Source organism: Pseudomonas sp. IT-P2 (assembly GCF_949767575.1).
In the GTDB taxonomy this organism is placed as follows: domain Bacteria; phylum Pseudomonadota; class Gammaproteobacteria; order Pseudomonadales; family Pseudomonadaceae; genus Aquipseudomonas; species Aquipseudomonas pharyngis.
On record NZ_CATKQA010000033.1, the window covers coordinates 214,046 to 234,074 of the forward strand.

Here is a 20,029-nt window from a genome sequence, read left to right on the forward strand (position 1 = left end):
AGGTTTTTGTTAAGAGTAGTCGCAAGCGACGAGCTTCAAGCTGCAAGAAACAGCGATCTGCTTTGGGCTTGCGGCTTGTAGCTCGCCGCTTAAAGCTCCCGGCTGTGCCGGGCCATTACGTGCCGCACCACGCTGTAGTCCTGTAGCGAATCGCTGGATAAGTCTTTGCCGTAACCGGAGCGTTTCAACCCGCCGTGGGGCATTTCGCTGACCAGCATGAAATGGCTGTTGATCCAGGTGCAGCCGTATTGCAGCCGCGCGGCGACCTGCATCGCCTTGTCCAGGTTCTGGGTCCAGACCGATGAGGCGAGGCCGTATTCCGAGTCGTTGGCCCAGTCCACCGCTTGCGCCAGTTCGTCGAAGCGGGTCACGGTCACCACCGGGCCGAACACTTCGCGCTGGACGATTTCATCGCTCTGTTTGCAACCGGCCAGCAGGGTTGGCTGATAGAAGAACCCGGCGCCGGAATGCACTGCCGCGCCGGTTACCCGCTCGATGTGTGGCTGACCGAGGGCGCGCTCGACGAAACTGGCCACGCGGTCGCGCTGACGAGTGCTGATCAGCGGGCCGATTTCGTTGTCGGCATCGCGTTTGCCAGCGAAGCGCAGGCTGCTGACCGCCGCGCCGAGTTCGGCCACCAACTTGTCGTGAATTCCGGCCTGGGCGTAGATCCGGCACGCGGCGGTGCAATCCTGCCCGGCGTTGTAATAGCCATAAGTGCGCACGCCTTCGACCACCGCTTTCAGATCCGCGTCGTTACAAACGATCACCGGCGCCTTGCCACCGAGTTCGAGGTGGGTGCGTTTCAGGGTTTTGGCGGCGGCCTGGAGGATTTTCTGGCCGGTGACGATATCGCCGGTCAGCGACACCATCCGCACTTTCGGGTGGCCAACCAAGTGACTGCCGACGCCTTCGCCGCCACCGCAGACGATGTTGATCACCCCGCGCGGCAGGATCTCGGCCAGGGCTGGCGCCAGCGCCAGAATCGACAGCGGCGTGTGCTCGGACGGCTTGAACACCAGCGTATTGCCGGCGGCGAGAGCCGGGGCGATCTTCCACGCGGCCATCATGATCGGGTAGTTCCACGGTGCAATCGAGGCGACAACACCGATCGGATCGCGGCGCACCATGCTGGTGTAGCCCGGCACGTATTCGCCGCTGAGCTGCCCGGTCTGGCAGCGCACGGCGCCGGCGAAGAAGCGGAATACATCGACGGTGGCGGTCAAGTCGTCTTGCCGCGCCAGATGCAGCGGCTTGCCGCAGTTCAGGGCTTCGAGACGGGCGAGATGATCGGCGTGTTTTTCGACGGCGTTGGCGATTTCCAGCAGGAAATTCGAGCGTTGTTGCGGAGTGGTCCGCGACCACTCGGCAAAGGCATGGTGGGCGGCAAGGATGGCGGCTTCGACTTGCTCGGTGCTGGCTTCGGCGATCTGGGTCAGGACTTCGCCGGTGGCCGGGTTGAGGATCGGTTCGACAAAACCCTGTCCTGCGACCAGTTCGCCGTCGATCAGCAACGCGGTATGCATGTGGGTCTGCGCGCCAGCCATTTTCCGGGATCTCTTTTCTTGTGTGGTCATATTGCTCCCTGTTCCGGGAGCCGACCGTCTTATCGATGCAGCAAGACTAGTGCGCGGCTCCGGGGTCGACAAATTCTAAATACTGAAGGTGGCATTCGATTAAATAGATGGCTTGCGTCCGCCGTGGGGCTGCTCGCGGGCCACGGTCAGGAAAGGATCGACCAGCGCGGGGCGGGCGGTGCCACGACGCCAGGCCAGACCGACGTCAAGGGTCTGGTTGAGATCGGCAATCGGCCGCGCTTCGATGATGTCGCCTTCCAGCGACCAAGGGCGGTAGGTCATGTCGGGCTGGATCGAAACGCCGAGGCCCGCCGCAACCAGACTTCGTACGGCCTCGGTGGACGCGGTTCTGAGGGTGATTTTTGGTTGCAGTCCGGCGCCACGCCACAGACGTTGGGCGTTGCGATCCATCTCGTCGACGTTCAGCTGAATCAACGGCTCCCGGGCGACGTCGGCGAGGTTGATGCTGTCGTGTTCCAGCAGCGGATGCTGGGCCGGCAGCCACAAACGGTGCGGCGAGTGGGTCAATACTTCGGTCTGCAAGGCGTGGCGGTCTTCGAGGTTGGAGAGGATCAGCACACCGACATCGATCTCGCCACTGACCAGCAAATGCTCGATGTACGGTCGCTCGTCCTCCATCACCCGGATCTCGACATTGGGGTAGGCGCGCTGGAAACGGGTCAGCAAATCCGCCAGGTAATAACCGGCCACCAGACTGGTCACCCCGACGATCAACTGCCCGGCGACCTGATCGGTGCTTTGTTGCAGGCTGCGTTTGGCGTTGTCCACGGTGGCCAGAATCAGGTGTGCCTGGCGCAGGAATTGATGCCCCTGATGGGTAAGGGTCATGCCCTTGGCGTGGCGATTGAACAGGCTGACGCCGATTTCTTCCTCCAGTTGCTGGATGGCCAGGGTCAGGGTCGATTGGGAAATGAACGCGGTTTGCGCAGCGGCAGAGATCGAGCCGGTCTCGGCCACGGCGATGAAATGGCGGATCTGACGCAAGGTCATCATGGAAGGTTTACCCGGTGGGCGGTTTTTATAGATTGCCTCGAGTGTATATCTATTTTCGCGAAGGGCTGCGGTGGGCCAGGCAACATCTGGAAGCACACTCGCACCCAAGTCACGGGCACTTTCGAACTAGGCTGAGGGCCTTATTGATCCGGATAACCCCAGTTTGGAGACGGAACATGAACACCCGTGGATTGCTCGATCAACTCCTCAAGTCCGGCCAGGACCTGCTGCAGAACAAGGCGGGCGGGGCGCAGAACAAACCGGCTACCGGTGGTTTGGGCGGCTTGCTGGGCGGATCTTCTAGTAATGGCGCACTCGGCGGTTTGCTGTCAGGCGCAGGCGGCGGTGCCCTGGCGGCCGGCGCCATGGGTTTGCTGCTGGGCAGTAAAAAGGCCCGCAAGGTCGGCGGTAAAGTCGCCCTCTACGGCGGCCTCGCCGCACTGGGCGTGATTGCCTACAAAGCCTACGGCAACTGGAACGCCCAGAAGGGCACTGCCCCACAAAGCGAACCGCAAACCCTCGATCGCCTGCCACCGGCACAAGTCGAACAACACAGCCAGGCCATCCTCAAAGCCCTGGTCGCCGCCGCCAAGGCCGACGGCCACATCGACGACCGCGAACGCCAACTGATCGAAGGTGAATTCACCAAACTCGACAACGATCAGGAACTCAAGCACTGGCTCCACGCCGAACTCAACAAACCCCTCGACCCCACCGATGTCGCCCGCGCGGCAAGCACACCGGAGATGGCCGCCGAGATGTACGTGGCGAGCGTGATGATGGTGGATGAGGAAAACTTCATGGAGAAGAGCTATCTGGATGAACTGGCGCGGCAGTTGAAGCTGGAGCCGGGGTTGAAGGTGGAGCTTGAGAAGCAGGTTCGTGTAGCTACCCAGTAAAACTGTTGTCAGCGATATCAGAACCCGCAATCCCGCACAGGATGGCGGGTTCTTTCGTTGCAGCAGCTGAAATGACCAATCCATCGCCCCTTTTTGCCATTGCGTCACTGGCACGCCACCCTCCGATTCCTTGAAAGTCCCTGTCCAGAGCCCGTCGTGTTTTATGACCGGAAGGCCTGGGCGCGGCAAACCGTCTTATAAATGAAACACCGCCCTCAGCTATACTCCCCCGCATTTCGACCCGCCCCGAGGACTGACTGTGAAGAACTGGACGTTGCGCCAACGCATTTTGGCGAGCTTTGCGGTGATTATCGCCATCATGCTGTTGATGGTGGTCGTCTCGTATTCGCGGCTGCTGAAGATCGAGGCCAGTGAAAACAGCGTCCGTGACGACGCGATTCCCGGCGTCTATTACAGCTCGATGATTCGTGGCGCGTGGGTCGACAGCTACCTGCAGACCCAGGAACTGCTGGGGCTCAAGGAAGGGCAGGGCGTCAGCAGCGAAGACGCGGCCGATTACAAGGCTTTCGAATCCCGGCTTCAGGAACAGATGGCCAATTACCGTGGCACGGTAGTCACGGACGAGGACAAGCTCGAGTTCGCGGCGTTCGAGAAATATCACGACGCCTACCTGAAAATTCAGGATGCGGTGCTCGATCTGCACAAGCGCAATCTGGAAGCCGACGCCGTCAAGCTGTTCCATGAGCAATTGACTCCGACCTGGTACTCGGGCCGGATGAAGCTCAACGACATCATTGGCGAGAACAAGAAAGTCGCCGACAAGGCCATGGCCAACATTGATGAGGCCGTGGCGGCGGCCAAGGTCAGCATGTTTGTCTCGCTGCTGGTGGCCGTGCTGGCGGCCGGTTTCTGCGGTCTGCTGCTGATGCGCGCGATCATGGCGCCGATGAACCGCATCGTGCAGATCCTCGACATCATGCGCACCGGCGATCTGAGCAGCCGCTTGAACCTCGACCGCAAGGACGAGTTCGGCGCCGTGGAAACCGGCTTCAACGACATGATGACCGAGCTCACCTCGCTGGTGTCCCAGGCCCAGCGCTCGTCGGTGCAGGTCACCACCTCGGTGACCGAGATCGCCGCTACGTCCAAGCAACAACAGGCCACCGCCACCGAAACCGCTGCGACCACGACTGAAATCGGCGCGACGTCCCGCGAGATCGCTGCGACCTCCCGCGACCTGGTGCGCACCATGACCGAAGTCTCCACCGCCGCCGATCAGGCCTCGGTGCTGGCCGGTTCCGGGCAGCAAGGTTTGGCGCGGATGGAAGACACCATGCACTCGGTGATGGGCGCAGCGGATCTGGTGAACGCCAAACTGGCGATCCTCAACGAGAAGGCCGGCAACATCAATCAGGTGGTGGTGACCATCGTCAAGGTCGCCGACCAGACCAACCTGCTGTCCCTGAACGCCGCGATCGAAGCGGAGAAGGCCGGCGAATACGGTCGCGGTTTCGCCGTGGTCGCCACTGAAGTGCGGCGTCTGGCGGATCAGACCGCTGTCGCGACTTACGACATCGAACAGATGGTCCGCGAGATCCAGTCGGCGGTGTCCGCCGGGGTGATGGGCATGGACAAGTTCTCCGAGGAAGTGCGGCGCGGCATGGCTGAGGTGCAGCAAGTCGGCGAGCAGCTGTCGCAGATCATCCATCAGGTGCAGGCGCTGGCGCCGCGGGTGTTGATGGTCAACGAAGGCATGCAGGCCCAGGCCACCGGTGCCGAGCAGATCAACCACGCGCTGGTGCAGCTGGGTGATGCCAGCAGCCAGACGGTCGAGTCGTTGCGTCAGGCCAGTTTCGCCATCGACGAACTGAGCCAGGTGGCCGTGGGCCTGCGCAGCGGCGTTTCGCGATTCAAAGTCTGATGAGCGAAATCACCGCCAAACGCAGCGCTGCACCGGTGGCGAAGCAGGCGTTGTTCCTGCTGTTTCGCATCGGCAGCGAACGCTACGCCTTGCGCGCCACGGAAGTGGCCGAAGTGCTGCCGCGCCTGCCGTTGAAACCGATTGCCCGGGCGCCGCACTGGGTGGCGGGGGTGTTCGCCTACCGTGGCACAGTGGTGCCGGTGATCGACCTCAGTGCCCTGACCTTCGGCCATCCTGCGCAAGCGCGTACCAGCACGCGACTGGTGCTGGTGCATTATCGCGTGGATGACTCGCAACCCTCGCAATGGCTGGGCCTGATCCTCGAACAGGCCACCGATACCCTGCGCTGCAACCCGGCTGATTTCCAGCCGTACGGCCTCGACAATCGTCAGGCGCCGTACCTGGGCCCGGTGCGTGAGGATGCGCAGGGGCTGGTGCAGTGGGTGCGGGTCAACGACTTGCTGGACGAGTCGGTGCGCACGTTGCTGTTCCCGACACCGCCGCTGGATCCGGCGCGGCTTGAGGAGCAGCCATGAGCAGCGACCAGCGCTTCTTCGATTTTCTCAAGGAACGCATCGGCCTCGACGTCGCTTCGGTCGGGCCGGCGATCATCGAACGGGCCGTGCGCCAGCGCATCACCCTGTCGCAAACGGTGAATGCCGATGAGTACTGGCAGATGCTGCAAGGCTCGCGGGATGAACAGCAGGCGCTGATCGAAGCGGTGATCGTCCCCGAAACCTGGTTTTTCCGTTACCCGGAATCCTTCGCCACGCTGGGCAAACTGGCGCGCAAACGCCTGGGCGAATTGAATAACATGCGCGCGCTGCGCATCCTCAGCCTGCCGTGTTCCACTGGCGAAGAACCCTATTCGATTGCCATGGCCTTGCTCGATGCGGGCCTCAAGCCCCATCAATTCAAGGTGGATGGCATGGACGTCAGCCCCTTGTCAGTGGACAAGGCGCGGCGCGCGCTATACGGCAAGAACTCATTTCGCGGCCAGGAACAGGACTTTCGCGAGCGGCATTTTTTCGCCGAGAACGAAGGCTATCGGGTGAATGAAATCGTCCGCGAGCAGGTGCGCCTGCAGGTCGGCAACGTGCTCGATCCGGCATTGCTGGTCAACGAGCCGCCGTTCGATTTCGTGTTCTGCCGCAACCTGCTGATCTATTTCGATCAGCCGACCCAGCAGCAGGTGTTCGCCGTGCTCAAGCGCCTGACCCATGTCGATGGCGTGCTGTTTATCGGCCCGGCCGAGGGCAGTCTGCTTGGGCGGCTCGGCATGCGTTCGATCGGGATTCCACAGTCTTTCGCCTTCAGCCGTCACAGCGATCCACAACCCGAACCGTTACCGATGCCGACCGCGATTCCGGTGCCGTTGCCTGTGCGCCAACCGCTGCGCAGCACGCCACCGCCGCCGGTGCGCAACCGTCCGTTTGCTGGCGTGACGCCTTTGCCGGCGACGGCTAAGAGCACCAACCCCGAAGCGGCGACCTTGCTGGCCAACATCGCCGCCCTGGCCAACGAAGGCAAAAGCGCCGAAGCCCGGTCCGCGTGCGAACAGTATTTGCGCAGCCATGAGCCGGTGGCCCAGGTGTTTTACTGGCTCGGCCTGCTCAGCGATGTTGCCGGCAGCGCCCTCGAAGCCCAGGGCTTTTACCGCAAGGCGCTGTACCTCGAACCGCAACACCCCGAAGCCTTGATGCACCTGGCTGCGCTGCTGCAGGCCCAGGGCGACACGGCCGGCGCCAGACGATTGCAGGAGCGCGCCGCCCGCAGCGACCGCACCGCCGACAGTGAGCGTAAACGATGATCCCGTCCGACACCTTGAACGTCACCCACGAAGACGCCCGGGCCATCGACGATTGCTGGAACCGCATCGGCATCCACGGCGACAAGTCCTGTCCGCTGCTGGACGAGCACATCCATTGCCGCAATTGCTCGGTGTATTCCGCCGCGGCCACGCGCCTGCTCGACCGCTATGCGTTGCAGCAGGACGAGCGCGATCCGGTGGCGACCCAGGTCGAAACCGAGCTGAAAACCCGGTCGTTGCTGATGTTCCGCCTCGGCGAAGAATGGCTCGGCCTGGCCACCCGCAGCCTGGTGGAGGTCGCGCCGTTGCAGGCGATTCATTCGCTGCCGCACCAGCGCTCCCGGGCCTTGCTAGGCGTGGCGAACGTGCGTGGGGCGTTGGTGGCGTGCCTGTCGCTGGTCGAACTGCTCGACCTCGACAGTAACGCGGCCCCGGCGACCGGCGCGCGGATCATGCCGCGCATGCTGATCATCTCGGCCCAGGGCGGGCCAGTGGTGGTGCCGGTGGACGAGGTCGACGGGATTCACGCCATCGACGAGCGAATCCTCGATGCCGCGTCGCGGTCCGGCGCACAGGCCAGCGCCAAATACACCCGAGGCGTGTTGCCTTTCAAAGGTCGCAGCCTGCGTTGGCTGGATGAAGAACAGTTGCTGTCCGCCGTGTCCCGGAGCCTCACATGACCCCCGAGCAAATGCGCGACGCCTCCTTGCTCGAGCTGTTCAGCCTCGAAGCCGAAGCTCAGACCCAGGTGCTCAGCGCCGGATTGCTGGCGCTGGAGCGCAACCCGACTCAGGCCGATCAGCTCGAGTCGTGCATGCGTGCGGCGCACTCTTTGAAAGGCGCGGCGCGGATCGTTGGTATCGACAGCGGCGTCAGCGTCGCCCACGTGATGGAAGATTGTCTGGTCAGTGCGCAGGAAGGCCGGTTGTTCCTGCGCCCGGAACATATCGATGCGTTGTTGCAGGGCACCGACTTGCTGATGCGCATCACCACCCCGGCCAACGGCCCGCAACCGGCGGACATCGAGGCTTACGTGGCGTTGATGGGCGGATTGCTCGATCCGACGGCGCCGCCACTAGTGCCCGCCGCTGCGAGTGCGCCGCTGATGGCCGAGTTGCAGCTTCAGCCACCGTCGGTGGCGGAGCCTGCGCCGGTTGAAATCCCGGTCGAGGTTGCCGAACCGGAACCCGCGCCGCGCAAGAGCAAACGCGCCACCGAAGGTGGCGAGCGGGTGCTGCGGGTCACCGCCGAACGTCTGAACAGCCTGCTCGACCTGTCGAGCAAATCCCTGGTGGAAACCCAGCGCCTCAAGCCGCACCTGGCCACGATGCAGCGCCTCAAGCGCATGCAGAGCAATGGTCTGCGGGCACTGGAGAGTCTCAATGTGCACCTCAAGGAACATGCCCTGAGCCTTGAAGCTCAGGAAGCGCTGGAGGATGCGCGGCGTTTGCTCGCCGAATCCCAGCAACTGCTGGCAGAAAAAAACGCCGAACTCGACGAGTTTGCCTGGCAGGCCAGCCAGCGCGCGCAAGTGCTTTACGACACCGCACTGGCCTGCCGCATGCGGCCGTTCGCCGATGTGCTGTCCGGGCAGGTGCGGATGGTGCGCGACCTCGGTCGCAGCCTCGGCAAACAGGTGCGGCTGGAGATCGAGGGCGAGAAGACCCAGGTCGACCGCGATGTGCTGGAAAAACTTGAAGCGCCGCTGACGCACCTGCTGCGCAATGCGGTCGATCACGGCATTGAAACCCCACAGGAACGCCTGCTCAAGGGCAAGTCCGAGGAAGGCCTGATCCGTCTGCGCGCCTCGCATCAGGCCGGTTTGCTGGTACTGGAACTGAGCGATGACGGCAACGGCGTGGATCTGGAAAAGGTCCGGCGCAGCATCGTCGAACGCCAGTTGTCGCCCGCGGAAACCGCCGCCCAGTTGAGTGAAGAAGAACTGCTGACCTTCCTGTTTCTGCCGGGTTTCAGCCTGCGCGACAAGGTCACCGAGGTCTCCGGTCGTGGCGTCGGCCTCGATGCCGTGCAGCACATGGTTCGCCAGCTGCGCGGCGCGGTGGTGCTGGAACAGACGGCGGGCGAGGGCAGCCGTTTCCATCTGGAGGTGCCGCTGACCCTGTCGGTGGTGCGCAGCCTGGTGGTGGAAGTCGGTGACGAGGCCTACGCCTTCCCGCTGGCGCACATCGAGCGCATGTGCGACCTGGCGCCGGAGGACATCGTGCAGGTCGAAGGGCGCCAGCATTTCTGGCACGAGGGCCGACATGTCGGGCTCGTCGCGGCCAGTCAGTTATTGCAACGTCCGGTCAGTCAGAACAGCGGCGACACCCTGAAAGTCGTGGTCATCCGCGAGCGCGATGCGATCTACGGCGTGGCGGTCGAACGCTTCATCGGTGAGCGGACGCTGGTGGTGCTGCCGCTGGACGAGCGGCTGGGCAAGGTGCAGGACATTTCCGCCGGGGCCTTGCTCGACGATGGCTCGGTGGTGCTGATCGTCGATGTCGAAGACATGCTGCGTTCGGTGGACAAACTGCTCAATACCGGGCGTCTGGAGCGCATTGCCCGTCACGGTAATCAGGCCGCAGAAGCCGCGCGCAAACGGATTCTGGTGGTCGACGACTCGCTGACAGTGCGCGAGCTGCAACGCAAGCTGCTGCTCAATCGCGGCTACGACGTGGCCGTTGCGGTGGATGGCATGGACGGCTGGAACGCCCTGCGCTCCGAGGATTTCGATCTGCTGATCACCGACATCGACATGCCGCGCATGGACGGCATCGAGCTGGTTTCGCTGCTGCGCCGCGACAACCGTCTGCAATCGCTGCCGGTGATGGTGGTGTCCTACAAGGATCGCGAGGAAGATCGCCGCCGTGGACTGGACGCCGGGGCCGACTATTATCTGGCCAAGGCCAGTTTTCATGACGACGCCCTGCTCGACGCAGTGGTTGAGCTCATCGGAGGAGCGCGGGCATGAAGATCGCAATCGTCAACGACATGCCTTTGGCAGTGGAGGCCCTGCGCCGCGCGCTGGCCTTCGAGCCGGCGCATCAGGTGCTGTGGGTCGCCAACAACGGCGCCGAAGCGGTACGGCTGTGCGCGGAGAACACCCCGGACCTGATCCTGATGGACCTGATCATGCCGGTGATGGATGGCGTCGAGGCCACCCGCCGGATCATGGCCGAGAGCCCGTGCGCGATCGTCATCGTTACCGTGGACCGCCAGCAGAACGTGCACCGGGTGTTCGAAGCCATGGGCCACGGCGCGCTGGACGTGGTCGATACCCCGGCCATCGGCGGTGGCAATCCTCAGGAAGCGGCGGCGCCGCTGCTGCGTAAAATCCTCAACATCGGCTGGCTGATCGGCGAAAAAACCGCCCGCTCGCGCCCCGCACCTGCGGCACCGCGCAGTACCGCCTCGCGCCAGCGACTGGTGGCGATCGGCTCTTCGGCCGGTGGCCCGGCGGCGCTGGAAATCTTGCTCAAAGGCCTGCCGCGCCACTTTTCGGCGGCCATCGTGCTGGTGCAGCATGTCGACCAGGTGTTTGCCGCCGGCATGGCCGAATGGCTGGCCAGCGCCAGCGGCCTGGACGTGCGCCTGGCTCGCGAAGGCGAACCGCCGCAGGCCGGCGCAGTGCTGCTGGCCGGCACCAACCACCATATTCGTTTGCTCAAGAACGGCACGCTGGCCTACACCGCCGAGCCGGTCAACGAGATCTACCGCCCCTCGATCGACGTGTTTTTCGAAAGCGTCGCCAATTACTGGAACGGTGACGCAGTAGGGGTTTTATTGACAGGGATGGGACGCGACGGGGCGCAAGGGCTTAAGCTCATGCGCCAACAGGGTTACCTGACCATCGCGCAGGATCAGCAAAGCAGTGCGGTATACGGCATGCCCAAGGCCGCAGCGGCCATCGATGCGGCCGTAGAAATCCGTCCACTGGAAAAGATAGCGCCACGGTTGCTGGAGATTTTCCCAAAATGAATACGTCCATCGGCAATCCTGGCCCCCGCAGCACTCAGGTGACCGCCCATGAATGACTTACAGATCGATGACATCAAAACCGACGAGAACGCCGCCATGGTGTTGTTGGTGGACGATCAGGCGATGATCGGCGAGGCCGTGCGCCGTGGGCTGTCGAATGAAGAGAACATCGACTTCCACTTCTGCTCCGACCCGCATCAGGCCGTGGCCCATGCGGTGCGGATCAAACCGACCGTGATCCTGCAGGATCTGGTGATGCCGGGACTCGACGGTCTGAGCCTGGTGCGCGAATACCGCAATCACCCGGCGACCAAGGACATTCCGATCATCGTCCTGTCGACCAAGGAAGACCCGCTGATCAAGAGCGCGGCGTTCTCCGCCGGGGCCAACGATTACCTGGTGAAACTGCCGGACAACATCGAACTGGTGGCGCGGATCCGCTATCACTCGCGCTCCTACATGACATTGCTGCAACGGGACGCGGCCTACCGCGCGTTGCGGGTCAGCCAGCAGCAATTGCTCGACACCAACCTCGTCCTGCAGCGACTGATGAACTCCGACGGCCTGACCGGGCTGTCCAACCGCCGGCACTTCGACGAATACCTGGAACTGGAATGGCGCCGCTCGTTGCGCGACCAGAGCCAGTTGTCGTTGCTGATGATCGACGTCGATTACTTCAAGTCCTACAACGACACCTTCGGCCACGTCGAAGGCGACGAGGCCTTGCGCAAGGTCGCCACGGCCATCCGCGAGGCCAGTGCCCGGCCGTCCGATCTGCCGGCGCGTTATGGCGGCGAAGAATTTGCGCTGGTGCTGCCCAACACCTCGCCGGGCGGGGCCCGACTGGTGGCGGAAAAGCTGCGCCAGACGGTCGCGGCGCTGAAGATTCCGCACAATGCCCCGGCCGAAGGCTCGAGCCTGACCATCAGCATCGGCCTGGCGACCATGGTGCCGGAGTCGGGCAGCGACTGCCGGTTGCTGATCTCGGCGGCGGACCGTGGCCTGTACCTGGCCAAGAACAACGGGCGCAATCAGGTGGGGATCGAATGAACCATTGGGTTCATTCGCCTCAAGAGCCGCCAGACGGGCTGCCGTGACAGCTTGATTACGTTATACTCGCCGGCTTTCAAAAGTTCGCCAACGAGTGCTGCCCGTCATGGAAATCAACCCGATCCTGAACACCATCAAGGACCTGTCCGAGCGCTCCGAAACTATTCGGGGGTATCTTTGACTACGATCAAAAGCATGAGCGTCTGATCGAAGTCAATCGCGAGCTTGAAGATCCTGCCGTCTGGAACAAACCTGAATACGCCCAGGAACTGGGCCGCGAGCGCGCTGCGCTGGCGCAGATCGTCGATACCCTCGACGAACTGAACGGTGGCCTGGCCGATTGCCGCGAGCTGCTGGACATGGCCGTTGAAGAGAACGACGAGGGCGCGGTCAACGACGTCGTCGAAGTCCTTCAAGGTCTCGAAGAGTCCCTGTCCAAGCTCGAATTCCGCCGTATGTTCAGCCACGAGATGGACCCGAACAACGCCTACCTGGACATCCAGGCCGGTTCCGGCGGCACCGAAGCCCAGGACTGGGCCAACATCCTGCTGCGCATGTACCTGCGCTGGGCCGACAAACGCGGTTTCGACGCGACCATCATGGAGCTGTCGGCCGGTGAAGTCGCCGGGATCAAGGGTGCGACCGTGCACATCAAGGGCGAATACGCCTTTGGCTGGCTGCGTACCGAGATCGGCGTGCACCGTCTGGTGCGCAAGAGCCCGTTCGACTCCGGCAACCGTCGCCACACCTCGTTCTCCGCGGTTTTCGTCTCGCCAGAGATCGATGACAAGGTGGAAATCGAAATCAACCCGGCAGACCTGCGGATCGACACCTATCGTTCCTCCGGTGCCGGTGGTCAGCACGTAAACACCACCGACTCGGCCGTACGTATCACCCACGTACCGACCAACACCGTGGTGAGCTGCCAGAACGAACGTTCCCAGCACGCCAACAAGGACACCGCCATGAAAATGCTGCGGGCCAAGTTGTACGAGCAGGAAATGCAGAAGCGCAACGCGGCGTCCCAGGCGCTGGAAGACACCAAGTCGGATATCGGCTGGGGGCACCAGATCCGTTCGTACGTGCTCGATGCGTCGCGGATCAAGGATCTGCGCACCAACATCGAACGCAGTGACTGCGACAAGGTACTCGACGGCGACATCGACGAATACCTGGAAGCCAGCCTGAAATCGGGGCTGTAAGCTTTCAACCGACCTCAAGTCCCCCGTCGCCGGCGGGGGCAACGAACCTGTGATGGAAAATTTAAAGACATGAGCGACCTACAACTCGATCCGCAAGCCCTGCAACAGGAAGAAAACTCCCTGATCGCTCTGCGCAAGGAAAAGCTTGCTGCCGAGCGCGCCAAGGGCAACGCCTTCCCGAACGACTTCCGCCGCGACAACTACTGCGATGCGTTGCAGAAACAGTACGCGGACAAGACCAAGGAAGAGCTGGCAGAGGCTGCGATCCCGGTCAAGGTTGCAGGTCGCATCATGCTCAACCGTGGCTCGTTCATGGTGATCCAGGACATGACCGGTCGCATCCAGGTCTACGTCAACCGCAAGACCCTGTCCGAAGAAACCCTGGCCGCGGTGAAAACCTGGGACATGGGCGACATCATCGCCGCCGAAGGCACCCTGGCCCGTTCCGGCAAGGGCGACCTGTACGTCGAAATGACCAGCGTGCGCCTGCTGACCAAATCCCTGCGCCCGCTGCCGGACAAGCACCACGGCCTGACCGACACCGAACAGCGCTACCGTCAGCGCTACGTTGACCTGATCGTCAACGAAGACGTGCGCCAGACCTTCCGCGTTCGCTCGCAAGTGATCGCGCACATCCGCAGCTTCCTGATGAAGCGCGACTTCCTCGAAGTCGAAACGCCGATGCTGCAGACCATTCCTGGCGGTGCCGCGGCCAAGCCGTTCGAAACCCATCACAACGCGCTGGACATGGAAATGTTCCTGCGTATCGCGCCGGAGCTGTACCTCAAGCGCCTGGTGGTTGGCGGCTTCGAAAAAGTGTTCGAGATCAACCGCAACTTCCGTAACGAAGGCGTTTCGACTCGTCATAACCCAGAATTCACCATGTTGGAGTTCTACCAGGCTTACGCCGACTACGAAGACAACATGGACCTGACCGAAGAACTGTTCCGCGAACTGGCGCAGCTGGTTCTGGGCAGCACCGACGTGCCGTACGGCGACAAGGTGTTCCACTTCGGCGAGCCGTTCGTGCGCCTGTCGGTGTTCGACTCGATCCTCAAGTACAACCCTGAGCTGACCGCCGATGACCTGAACGACATCGACAAGGCTCGCGCCATCGCCAAGAAGGCCGGCGCCAAGGTGCTGGGCTTCGAAGGTCTGGGCAAGCTGCAGGTGATGATTTTCGAAGAGCTGGTCGAGCACAAGCTGGAACAGCCGCACTTCATCACCCAGTACCCGTTCGAAGTGTCGCCGCTGGCTCGTCGCAACGACGACAACCCGAACGTCACCGACCGCTTCGAGCTGTTCATCGGCGGCCGTGAAATCGCCAACGCCTACTCCGAGCTGAACGACGCGGAAGACCAGGCCGAGCGCTTCATGGCGCAGGTGGCCGACAAGGACGCCGGCGACGACGAAGCCATGCACTACGACGCCGACTTCGTTCGTGCGCTGGAGTACGGCATGCCGCCGACGGCCGGTGAAGGTATCGGCATCGACCGTCTGGTGATGCTGCTGACCAACTCCCCGTCGATCCGTGACGTGATCCTGTTCCCGCACATGCGGCCGCAAGCGTAAGTGTTTCAATAAAAAAGCCGCCTGAAATGGGCGGCTTTTTATTGCCTGTCTGGTACAAACGTATCAAATGGTTAATTTTGAAGAAAACAACAGAGGTATGCCTGTCGTGATCGGTGCAATGGCTCAAGAGGGTGCAGCGGGAATCGCCACTGCGGTCGCTGAAAGTGTTCAGTACCAGGGCCGCAAGGCCAGCCGGCAGGGCAGTGAACAGCGTCGACAGGACATTCTCGATGCGGCGATGCGCATTGTCGTGCGCGACGGTGTGCGGGCCGTGCGTCATCGGGCGGTGGCCGCCGAGGCCGGTGTGCCGCTGTCGGCCACCACGTATTACTTCAAGGACATCGATGACCTGCTCACCGATACCTTCGCCCAGTACGTCGAACGCAGCGCGGCCTATATGGCCAAGCTGTGGATCAACAACGAAGGCCTGCTGCGCGAAATGGTGGTCAGCGGTGACGGCAGCCCGGAGTCCCGTTCGCAACTGGCCGACGATATCGCGCGTTTGATGGCTGATTACGTGCATCGGCAACTGGTCAACCGTCGCGAGCATTTGATGGCTGAACAGGCATTCCGCCAGGAAGCGCTGCTCAACCCGCGTCTGGCGGAACTGGTGCGTTCCCATCAGCAGATTCTGTTGCAGGGCACCTGCCAGTTGTTCCAGGTATTGGGCTCGCGCGAGCCGCAGCAGGATGCCAAGGTGTTGACGGCGATTATCGGACGGATGGAATATCAGGGCCTGCTCAACGACGCCGAGCCTTTGGCCGAAGAGGACATGCTCGGCATTCTGACGCGCTATATGCACCTGGTACTCGCGTCGGTGTAATTCTCGACCCTGATCGTTCCCACGCGGAGCGTCGGAACGATCAGAAGAAACGGGTGTTCAAGGGAGTGTCGAATGAAAGCCTGGCGTGGCGTGATGATCGCCTTGTCGTTCCTGCTGCTCAGCGGATGTCTGGTGACCTTCAAGGAGCCGCTGCCTGCCAGTGAACCGGCGCCCAAGGGCCTGCTCGGCAAATGGTCGAGCACCAATGCCTGGGGCGAGCCGATGAATCTGGAGCTGACGCGCCTGGGCAACGACCGCTATCAGGCGGTTGCGTATTTCAAAGCCAAACCCCGGGAGCGTGAAGCCTATCCGTTCACGGTGTCGCGCCACGGCAACCGCTGGTACCTGTCGGCGAAGGTGCCGGCGCAATACGGCGGGCACTTCACCATCGCCGGCTTCGAGATCACCGACAAGCGCGAGCTGGTGATCTACAACCTCGACCTCGAACAGATCAACCAGGCCATCGCCCAGAAAGCCCTCGACGGCCAGGGCTTCCAGACCGATGACGGCGAGGGCGTGCAGGTCGACAGCCCGCTTGAAAAGGTCTTTGCTTACCTCGACGACCCGGCCAATTCCGACGTCTTCGTCGAAGCGGCGCGCTATCAGCATCAGGCCAAGGCCAAATAATTCAGTTCGTCACGTTTTCTACAGGAGTTTCGGGTGGACGATTACCAGCAGACGATACGCATTCTGTCCGATCGCATAGTGCTGGCGCAGACGCCGATCCGCGTGCTCGACGCGGTCAAGTGGGACGAGAACATCCGCAAGGGTTTTCTCAAGGCCAAGGGCAAGGAATTGCCTGCGGTGGATCGCGACTACTACCTCAACCGGCCGCTGTCCTTCGATTCGAGCAAGGTCAAACTGGAATTCCAGAACATCGAGCGCGACATCACCCGTCAGCTCGGCCAGTTCAACCCGGTCGGCCAGATCATGCGTCGCATGTGCAAGGAATACCGGATGGTGGTGCGCATGCTCGAAGCGCGCGGCACCGAGGATTTCGGCCTGATTTCCCAGGAACTGTACGGCGCCGCGTCCGATGCGTTCCACGCCGGTGACCCGACCCTGGCCGACCTTGGCCTGATGATGTCGGACTATCTGAACAACATCGACGGCCGTGGCGACCTGAAGGACGAACCGAAGATCCTCACCGCCAAAGACGCCGTGCACCTGCTGCAAACTCGCCTGAACAAGGTGTTCGGCGAGGCCGAGGAAACCATCCGCGTGTTCGAGTCCGACGGTATCGTCGCCGACGCGGCGGCGGGCGCCGACTACATCAAGATCCGCACCGACGCGATGTTCAACGACCGCGACGTGCGCGCGCTGGAAGTTCACGAAGGCCTGGTGCACGTCGGCACCACGCTCAACGGTCTGAACCAGCCGATCTGCACCTTCCTGTCCAAGGGCCCGCCCTCGTCGACCGTGACTCAGGAAGGCCTGGCGATCCTGATGGAAATCATCGCGTTCGCTTCCTACCCAAGCCGCCTGCGCAAACTGACCAACCGCACCCGCGCTATTCACATGGTCGAGGAGGGCGCGGACTTCCTGCAGATTTTCGAGTTCTTCCGCGAGCAGGGCTTCGAGATGGCGGAAAGCTATGGCAACGCCAGTCGGGTTTTCCGTGGATCGACGCCGACCGGTCTGCCATTTACCAAAGACTTGTCCTACCTCAAGGGCTTCATCATGGTTTACAACTACATTCAGTTGGCCGTGCGTAAGGGCAAGCTCGAGCAGATCCCGCTGTTGTTCTGTGGCAAGACCACGTTGGAAGACATGCGAACCCTGCGTCAGCTGGTGGACGAAGGATTGGTGGTGCCGCCGAAGTACCTGCCGGACCAGTTCCGCGACATGAACGCGTTGTCGGCGTGGATGTGCTTCTCCAACTTCCTCAATCACTTGAGCCTGGACCGGATCGAGGCGGATTACTCCAACATCCTGTAACCACACCGATCACCGTTGATCGTTCCCACGCTCTGCGTGGGAATGCCGCCATGGACGCTCCGCGTCCACTGTGACGCGGAGCGTCACGGGATGCATTCCCACGCAGAGCGTGGGAACGATCTAAACCCGAATCTTTCGCGAGGTTTCACCGGATGAGAATCCTCGGCATCCTTTGCCTGCTTCTGACCCTCGGCGGTTGCAGTTCCTTGCTGTTCTACCCAGAGCCGGGTCAGCTTTTCACGCCGGAAAAGGCCAAGCTCGAATACCGCACCGTCACCCTGACCACCGCCGACGGCCTCAAGCTGAATGCCTGGTGGCTGCCGGCAAAACCCGGGGTTGAGGTCAAGGGCACGGTGCTGCACCTGCACGGCAACGGCGGCAATTTGCCGATGCACTTGGGCGGGAGCTGGTGGTTGCCGAAAAACGGCTATCAGGTGCTGCTGGTGGACTATCGCGGTTACGGTTTGTCCGAGGGCGAACCGAGCCTGCCGGCGATCTATCAGGACATCGATGCCGCCTTCGCCTGGCTGGACAAGGCGCCGGAGGTCAAAGGCAAGCCGCTGGTGCTGCTGGGCCAGAGTCTCGGCGGGGCGATGGCGGTGCATTGGCTGGTGCAACATCCGGAAAGGCAAAAACAGCTCAAGGCCCTGGTGCTCGACGGCGTGCCCGCCAGTTACCGCAGCGTCGGCCAATACGCCCTCAGCACCTCATGGCTGACCTGGCCTTTTCAGGTGCCGCTGTCGTGGCTGGTGCCGGACGGCGACAGTGCGATCAACGCCATGCCGCAGCTCAACGGCGTGCCGAAACTGATCTTCCACAGCCTCGACGATCCGCTGGTGCCTCTTTCCAACGGCATCCGTCTGTATCAAGCTGCGCCGCCACCGCGTGTGCTGCAGCTGACCCGGGGCGGGCATGTGCAGACCTTCGGCGATCCGGTATGGCGTCAGGTGATGCTGCGTTACCTCGACGATCCCGAACACTTCAACGGCCTGCGCCGTCTCGGCGAGATCCCGAATTATCCAACACCTCCGAATTCTGAAGACGAACCACCAGAGAGTCCGCAATGAGTGAAGAACGTAACGCCATCCCGCTGATCATCACCGGCATCTGCAGCATCCTCGGCACCGTCGGCGCCCTGTGGTACTACGGCTACCTGCACTTCGCCAAACCCGAGGATGCGTTGCTGCTCAACGACTTCACCATGCTCAAGACCGTTCCCGGCGAAGACTACAAGGTCTCCCTGACCCCGGCGCCACAAGTGGCGCAATGCATCGATGGCGTGCTGGTGCTGTTCGACACCGAACAGAAAGGCCTGACCGGGGTGCTGGTCAACAGCCAGAAAAGGGCCGTGCGCTGCATGGGCCAGGAGACGCCGCAGAAGCTCGAAGAGTAAATCTGCGTCAGACAAAAAAGCCCCGCCTGAACACTCAGGCGGGGCTTTTCATTTACCGCTCAGCGAATCAGTGCGAGGTCGAGCTCACGGCCGAACGCGGCATCACTGGCTGGTTGTCGTTGGAAATGGTCACTTCCACGCGACGGTTCATCGCACGGCCCGAGACCGAGGTGTTGTCCGCCACCGGGTATTCCTTGCCATAACCCTGTACGACGATACGCGACGGGTCTACACCCATCTTGATCAGCGCAACCTGCACCGAAGTCGCGCGACGCTCGGACAGCGACTGGTTGTAGCTCGCGGTACCGGTGCTGTCGGTGTAGCCCTCGACGATCACTTTGCGATCAGGGTTTTCCTGGAGGAATTGCGCCAGTTTGTTGATGTTCACCAGACCGCTGGATTTCAGGTCGGCCTTGTTGGTGGCGAACAGCACGTCACCGAAAGTCACCAGCGTGCCGCGATCGGTCTGCTTGGCGTTGAGGCTGTCCTGCAGCTGTTTGATCTGCTGATCGCGGGCATCCAGACGGGCCTGGGCACGTTGGGCGGCAGCGTTCTTCAGGTTGTTTTCAGCGGTGCGCAGAGCGATGGTCTGCTTGGCCACTTCTACGCGCTGGTTGGTCAGATAAGCCAGTTGATCGACCTTGGCGGCGTCCTCTTTATCCAGATAAGCCTTGTCGGCCTTGTCCAGATAGTCGCTGGCGTCCTTGGTTTCCAGCGCAGCGACCTTGCTTGCCTGCGGGTTGGCCTGCAGGCCGGCGTAGTTGGTGCGTGCCTGTTCCAGGTTCGGGTTGGGTGGCGTGGAGCAGGCAGCCAGGGCAACGCTTGCAGCCAGGAGAGCGGGGATCATCAGTTGTTTACGCATAATCGTTCGTCCTTTATATCGATAAGAGT

The 20,029-nt window shown here is 62.1% G+C and carries 18 protein-coding genes; 15 read left to right on the forward strand and 3 right to left on the reverse strand.

What is annotated here, in order from left to right; all coding sequences use genetic code 11:
* Window positions 1-89: 89 nt before the first annotated feature.
* Together ACM6JM_RS17085 and ACM6JM_RS17090 are read right to left on the reverse strand one after the other, a co-directional pair.
* Window positions 90-1,577, reverse strand: coding sequence for a gamma-aminobutyraldehyde dehydrogenase (locus ACM6JM_RS17085; RefSeq protein ID WP_039769600.1), 1,488 nt, complete (start codon window positions 1,575-1,577; stop codon window positions 90-92).
* 99 nt (window positions 1,578-1,676) lie between these two features.
* Entirely contained in the window at window positions 1,677-2,591 is a 915-nt protein-coding gene (locus ACM6JM_RS17090; RefSeq protein ID WP_007954670.1) for a LysR family transcriptional regulator, read from the reverse strand.
* A 176-nt stretch (window positions 2,592-2,767) separates the two neighbouring features.
* On the opposite strand from ACM6JM_RS17090, the gene ACM6JM_RS17095 reads away from it, so the two are divergent.
* The 15 genes from ACM6JM_RS17095 to ACM6JM_RS17165 all read left to right on the forward strand — a co-directional run bounded on the left by ACM6JM_RS17095 (window position 2,768) and on the right by ACM6JM_RS17165 (window position 19,138).
* The gene (locus tag ACM6JM_RS17095) at window positions 2,768-3,490 is read left to right on the forward strand and encodes a tellurite resistance TerB family protein (RefSeq protein WP_039769602.1); all 723 of its coding nucleotides are present in this window, start codon (window positions 2,768-2,770) and stop codon (window positions 3,488-3,490) included.
* A 259-nt stretch (window positions 3,491-3,749) separates the two neighbouring features.
* The gene (locus ACM6JM_RS17100; RefSeq protein ID WP_039769604.1) at window positions 3,750-5,372 is read left to right on the forward strand and encodes a methyl-accepting chemotaxis protein; all 1,623 of its coding nucleotides are present in this window, start codon (window positions 3,750-3,752) and stop codon (window positions 5,370-5,372) included.
* Window positions 5,372-5,908, forward strand: a complete 537-nt coding sequence (locus tag ACM6JM_RS17105; RefSeq protein ID WP_074691249.1) for a chemotaxis protein CheW — start codon at window positions 5,372-5,374, stop codon at window positions 5,906-5,908. The genes ACM6JM_RS17100 and ACM6JM_RS17105 overlap by 1 nt, the downstream gene beginning before the upstream one ends.
* Entirely contained in the window at window positions 5,905-7,182 is a 1,278-nt protein-coding gene (locus ACM6JM_RS17110; RefSeq protein WP_414882243.1) for a CheR family methyltransferase, read from the forward strand. Before ACM6JM_RS17105 ends, ACM6JM_RS17110 begins: the two co-directional genes overlap by 4 nt.
* Entirely contained in the window at window positions 7,179-7,862 is a 684-nt protein-coding gene (locus ACM6JM_RS17115; protein ID WP_007954679.1) for a chemotaxis protein CheW, read from the forward strand. The genes ACM6JM_RS17110 and ACM6JM_RS17115 overlap by 4 nt, the downstream gene beginning before the upstream one ends.
* Window positions 7,859-10,153: a hybrid sensor histidine kinase/response regulator gene (locus tag ACM6JM_RS17120; protein ID WP_414882244.1), complete on the forward strand. Its 2,295-nt coding sequence runs from the start codon at window positions 7,859-7,861 to the stop codon at window positions 10,151-10,153. Before ACM6JM_RS17115 ends, ACM6JM_RS17120 begins: the two co-directional genes overlap by 4 nt.
* On the forward strand, window positions 10,150-11,160 hold the full coding sequence (locus ACM6JM_RS17125) for a chemotaxis response regulator protein-glutamate methylesterase (RefSeq protein ID WP_103386450.1): 1,011 nt from the start codon (window positions 10,150-10,152) through the stop codon (window positions 11,158-11,160). The genes ACM6JM_RS17120 and ACM6JM_RS17125 overlap by 4 nt, the downstream gene beginning before the upstream one ends.
* Window positions 11,161-11,208: 48 nt before the next feature.
* Complete coding sequence (locus ACM6JM_RS17130; protein ID WP_039769610.1) at window positions 11,209-12,210, forward strand: response regulator; 1,002 nt, start codon at window positions 11,209-11,211, stop codon at window positions 12,208-12,210.
* Between the two features lie 106 nt (window positions 12,211-12,316).
* A protein-coding gene (gene prfB, locus ACM6JM_RS17135; protein WP_102621447.1) for a peptide chain release factor 2 occupies window positions 12,317-13,412 on the forward strand; the annotation gives its coding sequence in 2 pieces (ribosomal slippage) (window positions 12,317-12,388 and window positions 12,390-13,412; 1,095 coding nt in all).
* Window positions 13,413-13,481: 69 nt separating this feature from the next.
* Complete coding sequence (gene lysS, locus ACM6JM_RS17140) at window positions 13,482-14,984, forward strand: lysine--tRNA ligase (RefSeq protein ID WP_039769614.1); 1,503 nt, start codon at window positions 13,482-13,484, stop codon at window positions 14,982-14,984.
* A 118-nt stretch (window positions 14,985-15,102) separates the two neighbouring features.
* Window positions 15,103-15,807, forward strand: coding sequence for a TetR/AcrR family transcriptional regulator (locus ACM6JM_RS17145; RefSeq protein WP_011332647.1), 705 nt, complete (start codon window positions 15,103-15,105; stop codon window positions 15,805-15,807).
* Between the two features lie 72 nt (window positions 15,808-15,879).
* On the forward strand, window positions 15,880-16,434 hold the full coding sequence (locus ACM6JM_RS17150) for a hypothetical protein (protein WP_039769616.1): 555 nt from the start codon (window positions 15,880-15,882) through the stop codon (window positions 16,432-16,434).
* A gap of 33 nt (window positions 16,435-16,467) precedes the next feature.
* Complete coding sequence (locus ACM6JM_RS17155) at window positions 16,468-17,745, forward strand: flavohemoglobin expression-modulating QEGLA motif protein (RefSeq protein WP_039769617.1); 1,278 nt, start codon at window positions 16,468-16,470, stop codon at window positions 17,743-17,745.
* A 152-nt stretch (window positions 17,746-17,897) separates the two neighbouring features.
* Window positions 17,898-18,812, forward strand: coding sequence for an alpha/beta hydrolase (locus tag ACM6JM_RS17160; protein WP_414882245.1), 915 nt, complete (start codon window positions 17,898-17,900; stop codon window positions 18,810-18,812).
* Window positions 18,809-19,138 (forward strand): hypothetical protein, encoded by a 330-nt coding sequence (locus tag ACM6JM_RS17165; protein ID WP_074691261.1) that lies wholly within the window; start codon window positions 18,809-18,811, stop codon window positions 19,136-19,138. The genes ACM6JM_RS17160 and ACM6JM_RS17165 overlap by 4 nt, the downstream gene beginning before the upstream one ends.
* Before the next feature lie 67 nt (window positions 19,139-19,205).
* Here ACM6JM_RS17165 and ACM6JM_RS17170 read toward each other — a convergent pair whose 3' ends face one another.
* Window positions 19,206-20,000, reverse strand: a complete 795-nt coding sequence (locus ACM6JM_RS17170) for an OmpA family protein (protein ID WP_074691263.1) — start codon at window positions 19,998-20,000, stop codon at window positions 19,206-19,208.
* Window positions 20,001-20,029 lie beyond the last annotated feature (29 nt).

Coding starts and splice junctions, on each gene's coding strand:
- ACM6JM_RS17110 (WP_414882243.1), top strand. CDS start 5,905: ATGAGCAGCGACCAGCGCTTCTTCGATTTTCTCAAGGAACGCATCGGC.
- ACM6JM_RS17125 (WP_103386450.1), top strand. CDS start 10,150: ATGAAGATCGCAATCGTCAACGACATGCCTTTGGCAGTGGAGGCCCTG.
- ACM6JM_RS17085 (WP_039769600.1), bottom strand. CDS start 1,577: ATGACCACACAAGAAAAGAGATCCCGGAAAATGGCTGGCGCGCAGACC.
- ACM6JM_RS17120 (WP_414882244.1), top strand. CDS start 7,859: ATGACCCCCGAGCAAATGCGCGACGCCTCCTTGCTCGAGCTGTTCAGC.
- ACM6JM_RS17160 (WP_414882245.1), top strand. CDS start 17,898: ATGAGAATCCTCGGCATCCTTTGCCTGCTTCTGACCCTCGGCGGTTGC.
- ACM6JM_RS17170 (WP_074691263.1), bottom strand. CDS start 20,000: ATGCGTAAACAACTGATGATCCCCGCTCTCCTGGCTGCAAGCGTTGCC.
- ACM6JM_RS17130 (WP_039769610.1), top strand. CDS start 11,209: ATGAATGACTTACAGATCGATGACATCAAAACCGACGAGAACGCCGCC.
- ACM6JM_RS17150 (WP_039769616.1), top strand. CDS start 15,880: ATGAAAGCCTGGCGTGGCGTGATGATCGCCTTGTCGTTCCTGCTGCTC.
- lysS (WP_039769614.1), top strand. CDS start 13,482: ATGAGCGACCTACAACTCGATCCGCAAGCCCTGCAACAGGAAGAAAAC.
- ACM6JM_RS17115 (WP_007954679.1), top strand. CDS start 7,179: ATGATCCCGTCCGACACCTTGAACGTCACCCACGAAGACGCCCGGGCC.
- ACM6JM_RS17165 (WP_074691261.1), top strand. CDS start 18,809: ATGAGTGAAGAACGTAACGCCATCCCGCTGATCATCACCGGCATCTGC.
- ACM6JM_RS17090 (WP_007954670.1), bottom strand. CDS start 2,591: ATGATGACCTTGCGTCAGATCCGCCATTTCATCGCCGTGGCCGAGACC.
- ACM6JM_RS17095 (WP_039769602.1), top strand. CDS start 2,768: ATGAACACCCGTGGATTGCTCGATCAACTCCTCAAGTCCGGCCAGGAC.
- ACM6JM_RS17145 (WP_011332647.1), top strand. CDS start 15,103: ATGGCTCAAGAGGGTGCAGCGGGAATCGCCACTGCGGTCGCTGAAAGT.
- ACM6JM_RS17105 (WP_074691249.1), top strand. CDS start 5,372: ATGAGCGAAATCACCGCCAAACGCAGCGCTGCACCGGTGGCGAAGCAG.